This window comes from Streptomyces sp. NPDC096193, from assembly GCF_040302905.1.
Classification (GTDB): Bacteria; Actinomycetota; Actinomycetes; order Streptomycetales; family Streptomycetaceae; genus Streptomyces.
Genome location: NZ_JBEOSJ010000059.1, coordinates 1 through 6,184, shown reverse-complemented (window position 1 = coordinate 6,184; position 6,184 = coordinate 1). Strand labels below are relative to the sequence as shown.

The 6,184-nt window shown below is 65.6% G+C and carries 6 protein-coding genes and 1 pseudogene; 3 read left to right on the top strand and 4 right to left on the bottom strand.

Translation table 11 applies throughout. The features are described 5' to 3' along the window. Positions 1–190: 190 nt before the first annotated feature. Positions 191–1,141 (bottom strand): helix-turn-helix domain-containing protein, encoded by a 951-nt coding sequence (locus ABTX78_RS35975; RefSeq protein WP_352210962.1) that lies wholly within the window; start codon positions 1,139–1,141, stop codon positions 191–193. A gap of 228 nt (positions 1,142–1,369) precedes the next feature. Between ABTX78_RS35975 and ABTX78_RS35970 the strand changes: the two genes are divergently transcribed. The 3 genes and pseudogenes from ABTX78_RS35970 to ABTX78_RS35960 all read left to right on the top strand — a co-directional run. Next, positions 1,370–1,819, top strand: a complete 450-nt coding sequence (locus ABTX78_RS35970; RefSeq protein ID WP_352210961.1) for a hypothetical protein — start codon at positions 1,370–1,372, stop codon at positions 1,817–1,819. Between the two features lie 102 nt (positions 1,820–1,921). Continuing rightward, on the top strand, positions 1,922–2,116 hold the full coding sequence (locus tag ABTX78_RS35965; RefSeq protein WP_352210960.1) for a hypothetical protein: 195 nt from the start codon (positions 1,922–1,924) through the stop codon (positions 2,114–2,116). Between the two features lie 1,667 nt (positions 2,117–3,783). Continuing rightward, positions 3,784–4,040, top strand: a pseudogene (locus ABTX78_RS35960) (transposase); the annotation flags it as partial. A gap of 70 nt (positions 4,041–4,110) precedes the next feature. Here ABTX78_RS35960 and ABTX78_RS35955 read toward each other — a convergent pair. The 3 genes from ABTX78_RS35955 to ABTX78_RS35945 all read right to left on the bottom strand — a co-directional run bounded on the left by ABTX78_RS35955 (position 4,111) and on the right by ABTX78_RS35945 (position 5,852). Further along, a complete protein-coding gene (locus tag ABTX78_RS35955) occupies positions 4,111–4,461 on the bottom strand; it encodes a GNAT family N-acetyltransferase (protein WP_352210959.1) in 351 nt (116 codons plus the stop codon). A gap of 122 nt (positions 4,462–4,583) precedes the next feature. After that, the gene (locus tag ABTX78_RS35950; RefSeq protein WP_352210958.1) at positions 4,584–5,573 is read right to left on the bottom strand and encodes a phosphotransferase family protein; all 990 of its coding nucleotides are present in this window, start codon (positions 5,571–5,573) and stop codon (positions 4,584–4,586) included. Positions 5,574–5,606: 33 nt separating this feature from the next. Continuing rightward, a complete protein-coding gene (locus ABTX78_RS35945; RefSeq protein ID WP_352210957.1) occupies positions 5,607–5,852 on the bottom strand; it encodes a hypothetical protein in 246 nt (81 codons plus the stop codon). Between the last annotated feature and the right edge of the window lie 332 nt (positions 5,853–6,184).

Below are 6,184 nucleotides of genomic sequence, written 5' to 3'. Positions count from 1 at the left end.
TGAGATCACCACGCCAACGACGAGGGGCCCTGTCCTGTCACGCCCCCGCCCACCAGGTCATTTCCCCCTGCGGGGCAGGATGAAAGAGGTTCACTAAGGGATGCAACGGTCACAGATAGGCACAGGAACCCAGGCTGAGGCGGGAATACGCGACAGTTTGATACGCGACTCTGCCAGTCCGGGACCCTGCCTAGCCGCGGGCTTCTTCCAGCAGATCTGCCGCATGTGCGGTCCGCTGGTACAGCACATAGCGCCCGTCTCTGACCTTGGTGACGAGGCGTGCGCGGTGCAGTGCGCTGAGGTGGTAGGAGACGGTGCCCGGGGTGTATCCGATCCGGGCGGCGAGTTCCGCGGTGGACCGGGCGGTTTCGAGGTCCGCCAGCAAGGCCGCTCGGGCGTTGCCGACCACTTGCGCGATCCTTCCGGACCTGCGATCCCGGCCGGCTCCGATCCGCCGGGCGGGGTAGTACAGGACGGCCTGTCCGGGGGTGTCGACCTGGATGATGACGTTGTCGTCGGGCCAGTTGAGCACGCCGGGGGCGAGGACCAAGTCCCGGCCGGTGACATCGATTTCGCCGTCCCACGGCTTGGCGAGGGTGACCGCGTCGCCTGCCCAAGCCATGTCGGGGTGAAGCGCTCCGAGCGCCCGGCCGACGCCATGGGTGGCGATGGCCGTGGCGCGGTGGGCGATGTCCTGGTGGATGATCGAGAGCAGTTCGGGCCAGCCCTCGGAGAGGGCATCCCGCCAGAACCGGGCGAGACCGTTGGCGAGATGTCGCTGCATCCGCCCCGACTCCGCGATCCGGCGGGTCGTGGCCGGCAGCAGCCTGTTCCAGTGGGTCCGGGTGTAGGTGAAGACCTGGGTCTCGAGGTCGTCCTGCGCTGCGGCCTCGATCTGCGCGATCTGCTCATCGATCAGGTCACGACGCTGCGCGTCCGTCCCTGGCTGAGGGGTGAGCAGATCAGGTCTGTAGGTGTCGCCGTTTTGCGGCAACAGGTCCGCGAGCAGCGCAACGTCCGGATGGGCAAGTGACGCGCGGGCGAGCGGTCCGGGATCGCCGAACACCGGGTGCCGTCCCGACGCGGCGGTGAGTTTCAGCCACGCTATCGACTCCGACGCAGGGGAAGGGGCCAACCGCATCCTGGACACTGTGTCGGCATCTACACGCAGAGTGAGCACCACCCCGACGGTAGCAGTCGTCGCGCTGGATTTGAACTGGCTCGAATGCTTTCCGACGCGAGGTCCACGCGTGATTGAGTCCTGTTGCCGAACAATGGCAGCAACGTTCACTGCCCGATCTGAGGCAGTCGCCTCCGCACGACGGTGAGGGCAGTCTGGTCTTCGTCACACCCCGACCGAGAGGAACCCATGAAACTGAAACGCCTTGTCGCCACAGCAGGAGCAGCCCTGCTGACCCCGTTGGTATTGCCGGCGGACGCCCACGCCGCTGCCGTTGCCTGCGGAGGCGGCGTCTCGACGCAGAACATCGGCGCCCGGGGCTGTATCTCCGCCGAACGATGGAACGACGGGCGGATCTACTGGCGCGACATCACCGCCCACGCCCAGATCACCAACTCCCGCTCCCACGCCTCATGGGTCGAGTACGAGGCGTACTCCCAGGCGGGCAGCGGCGATTGGGTGAAAATGGGCAGCGGCCGGACCATCGTGCAGCGGCGTTCCACGGTCGGCCCGATCGCCATCGCCACCAAGACCCGCGTCTGTGACACGGTCAAAGTCACGATCCGCGTCCACGTGAGGCCGGCGGGGGGAGCCTGGTCGAACTGGTCCAGCGCGGCCACCTCGCAGTGCCAGACCTGACACTGCCAAACCTCGCACACCGCAGCGCCCCCGCCTCCCGGAATTGGAGGACGGGGGCGTCCGTATCGCTAGGACTCGGCAACGCCGTAGCCGGCCAACTCCATGAAGCACGCGATACCCACCCCCGTCACCAAGCCGATGACGGCCGACATGGCGAAGGAAGCGTCAGCGGCGAACCAGGTCGGGGCCGCCCCGCTCCATCTCGCCCTGGTCTTCAACCTGTCCCACACCACCGCGAGCCGTTACGCGGCCATCGCCCAAGACCTGCTCGACGACCAGTCTGATGGCGCTCTTTGATCTCGGCTCTGACCCCTTCTCGGATCAGTCGGATCCCTGTAGCTCTGCGCGTCCCAGCATGTCGGCGAGGGGAGTACCCGCTCGTGCTGCTGCGATTCGGCGGGCGCGCAGCTGAGCTCGGGTGCGGGGACGGAACTTGGGTTCCTTGCCGCAGCCGCACGGTTCGCGGCCCTCATAACGCAGACCGGCGTTGAGAACCGCGGCCACGACGGTCCACGCCTTGGCGTCCCGACGCCGCGGCGCCGCGAAGTCGTGACCGGCACAAACCATTGGCTCTGAGCATCGAGGGCATCGGTGCTCGCCCGAACCGGGATGCCGCTTGAACGCTACGCGGCAGAGCACGCACGCGTAATGCAGCTTGTAGGGCTTCTCGGCGTAGTGACACACGAGGTGAACGTATCCGGAAGTGGCGCGGCTGGCGAGATGATTTTCATGGCCCAGATCATGGCTGCGTGAAGATCCGGTTTCGGAGATCGGAATCAGACGAGCAGACCACCCGAGAGCGAATAGGTATCCTGCCGATTGAGAGGCGACGAACCCACCGCGCTTTCGAGCCTGCCTGCCGAAGACGCCGTGGGTTCCCGGTGAAAGCTTCTCAGTCACGCTGAACCCACGGCCGACGTGCCGGTAAGAACAGTGCACCAGCCGCAAACGGCGGTGATCTTGTGAGGGCGTCACTCGCGTGGGTGAGTCCGAGGCCGTACGGCACGGAGATCATCCCAGTTGTCGACGCCCCAACTGGTCAATCCTGTGTGCTCAGCACGCGGGGCAGGGAGGGCACATGGGGCTGGTTCTTTTCCCGGGCGATGGAGACACCAGCAGTCCGGATGTCTCCTGGTCCTACAGCGGCTTTGCCGCGTTCCGGCGGCGCTTGGCCCAGGCTGAGGGGTTCGTCTTCTCCGGGATGTGGGGCTTCGGCGGCGAGCGGCCATGGAGCGAGGTGTTCACCGTGCTGGAGCCACTCCTCAATCATCCTGATGACGGCGGTGACGACCTCTCGCCTGCTGACGGCGCGGAGCTTCTGCCCCGGCTAAATGCTGTCCCGCAACAGTCTGCAATGGCGTTGGGTGCTTGGGGACGCAGCCGTGGGTCGAAACGCACTTGCCACTCGACCGCCTGCGGGATGTCATGCCCACATGAGCAGAATGGCGCAGGTCTTGGTCCTTGCAGGCTACGAGGACGAAGTGATGGAGCCGCTGACGCGGCCAGACGAGACACGTACGTGGCACGGCTCCTTCGAGCGGATACCCGACTGGTTCGTGGGCGGCTGGCACCTGGAGTTCTGCCGGGAGAGTCATCGCCGCGGAGTTCTTGCGGACCTGGAGGCTCTGCCGTGGAACTCGCCGGAGTGTGTCCAGGTCCTGCTCCATGACGAGGATGACGATTGCTTCGGGATGTGGATGTTCCAGGACGGGGTGTTGGTCGAGGCATCGATCCCGCTCACCCAGCGGGTTCACACCCCGCCAGCGTGGTATCGGGGCGACAGCCCCGATCCGGGATGTTTGTGGCGGACGGACAGGCCGCATTCAGGGACCCTGCCCCCGCACTCGCCTGAGCACGAGCAGGACCCACGACTGTCCTGGTGACGAGAGGAACGCTGCGGAGCAGCGTGGCAGTTGGGCGTTGCGTCGGCAGGATCTGTGGGGTGTCTGCCGACCTTGTGCCTGATGACCGGATGGGAACGTATAGCTCCGCTGCTGCCGGTGCGTCCGCCTCGAAGGCATCGGTATCCCGGACGGTTGCCGGTGGATGACCGTGCTGCTCTGCGGAGAATCGTTTACGTGCTGCGCAAGACCATGAGCTGGCGGGACGTCCCCGCGGAGCGGGTTGGCTGCAGCGGGGTGACGGCCTGGCGACGTCTGCGGGACCGGACCGAGGCCGGAGTGTGGCCCCGATACACGAGGTTCTTCTGGCAGAACTACGCAGAAGCGCACCTTCGCCTGGTACCACCAGTTCAAACGACTCCGCATCCGCTACGAGATACGGGCGGACCCTCACCTCGGACTAACTAGGCCGCCTGTCCCAGTTGGTCCGGCCGTGTCGCGATCGGGGCGGCTGGACGAGCTCGCTTGCGGGTGAGGCACCTGGTCATGAGGGTGATCGCGGCCCAGGTGATGGCTCCGGACGTGGAGCTCGCCCATGCCGACCACGTCGCCCTCGGTGCGCGCCGCATAGGCGAACCGTTGCTGAGGTGAGTACGCCCAGGCATCGACGGCAGTCGCCACGAACGCGCGCGTTTGCTCTTCGGTGTTCGGCCCCCAGGTCTGGAAGCGGCAGACCTGGGGGAGGGAAGCCCAGGAGTGGACAGCTCGCCAGTCTGCGAGCTCGATTCTGCTCAAGGTCACGGACGCTCGAGCCACAAGCTGATCTTGCCAGATTGAGTTGCGTCGACAGGTTCAAAAAAACGGCCTCTGACGGGCGGCTGGCCGTCGAGGTGGGTAGCGGCAGGAGCGATGTGTACGTGGTGCTACTGGATCAACAGAGCCAGTGTTTCCTTCGCGTTGTGCTCGGCGATTTCCTGCATCGCCGTGTGGTGCGGGAAGTCGCCGTCGAGGAGTCGAAGGGGGCCAGCCACCAGTGAAAGACGCATCGCGAGCATGTAGAGGTCGAGCCGTGCTGCATCGAGTCCGGGGCGGGACAAGGCTGGGTACTGGTCGCCGAAACGGAGCTGCAGGAACACGTGCTCCCACTCGACATCGAAGAACATCAGGCCCTCGATGTCGATGAGGACGGGGTGGCCGACGCCGTCGATCAGAACGTGGTCGGGCCCGAGTTCGCCGTGGATCAGTCCGTACTGCGTGCGCGGAGCCACTCGTGTGGCCAGCTCCTGCAAGCGATCGTGCAGAGAAGCCGCGGCTGATCCGATCCTGGGGTCGCGTTCGGCCGACTCGGCGAGATCCTCAATGGCACGTTCGAGCACCAGTTGCTCGCATGAATTGCCGCTCGCTTTGGCGCCTCGATCGAGCACATCCACTCGGCCGTAGTGCTGACTGTGCTGCTGGTGCATCGCGTCGAGCATCGCGGCCAGCTCACTCACGGCATGTGATGCACGTGCGGGATCCGTCTTCAGGAGCGCTTCCAGAGTGCCGCCGGCAACGTCCTCGACAACTGCCACGTCCGCCGGGTAGCGGCGTCGGCTGTCATCAGCGAGAAGCACCCTTGGAACCCGAACTCCAAGGCCGTCCAGTCTCCGCTGAGAGCCTAGTAAAGGGATCAACCCGGAGGCGGGAGCGAACGGGTGGGCCGCGTCGATGGCTTCCGCAGCCGGCCAGAAGTTCTCAGCCTCGGCCCAGCTGTAGACGATCACACTCGCTGCTCGTGACCCGCTCGTATGAACCCGGTAGACCCCTTTCTTGCTCCCGCCGCGCAACCGGTCCACTCCGACAACGCGGTCTTCCGCCCCCAGTGCCTCATGCACGATCCCTGACAAGGCTTCACTATCCGTGAACTGGCGCATCCGCCGACCCTATCCCCGGCCAGATGTGCCAACTCAGGAGACGTCGGCAGCCTGTTCCTCAACCAGCCGGTGGAAGATCCGGAGGACTGTGTGCCGCCGCTTGCGTGGCACGTCCAGGTCCGCGCGGAGGATGTCGTCGATCACCCGCTTGTACGAATCCGGGGCGGTAGCCCGGGGCGGCTCAGGCCAGGCCGAGTCCAACGCCTTCCGGACCGTCCGCCATGTCACGCCGTGTTTGCATTCAAGCTCCCGAATCGACATGCCGACACGGATGGTCACGCCGGATCGCCGCGTACAGCTCGACCTTCTACGTCCGCGGCATGACCAGAACCTTTCACCAGGAGCACCCCGATGCTGCCCTGGCAAGAGACCCGGTGCCTCCCGAACTTGTCAACACCACTGGTCCGTGGAACGGGGCGCCTCCCAACCGAGTTTTGACAGTACTGGGGTACTTGCCACAGCAGCATCGGGGTGCCTCTGGTGAAGGTCCTGGTCATGCCGATGAGAACCCGGGCAAGGGCCCGGAATACCCAGCGTCTAGGGTCGGCTTGTGCAGCATTTCGAGATCGTGACAGCCGTCGCCGCACCCCCGGACCAGGTGTTCGCGGTAT

Coding starts and splice junctions, on each gene's coding strand:
- ABTX78_RS35975 (WP_352210962.1), bottom strand. CDS start 1,141: ATGCGGTTGGCCCCTTCCCCTGCGTCGGAGTCGATAGCGTGGCTGAAA.
- ABTX78_RS35950 (WP_352210958.1), bottom strand. CDS start 5,573: ATGCGCCAGTTCACGGATAGTGAAGCCTTGTCAGGGATCGTGCATGAG.
- ABTX78_RS35965 (WP_352210960.1), top strand. CDS start 1,922: ATGAAGCACGCGATACCCACCCCCGTCACCAAGCCGATGACGGCCGAC.
- ABTX78_RS35970 (WP_352210961.1), top strand. CDS start 1,370: ATGAAACTGAAACGCCTTGTCGCCACAGCAGGAGCAGCCCTGCTGACC.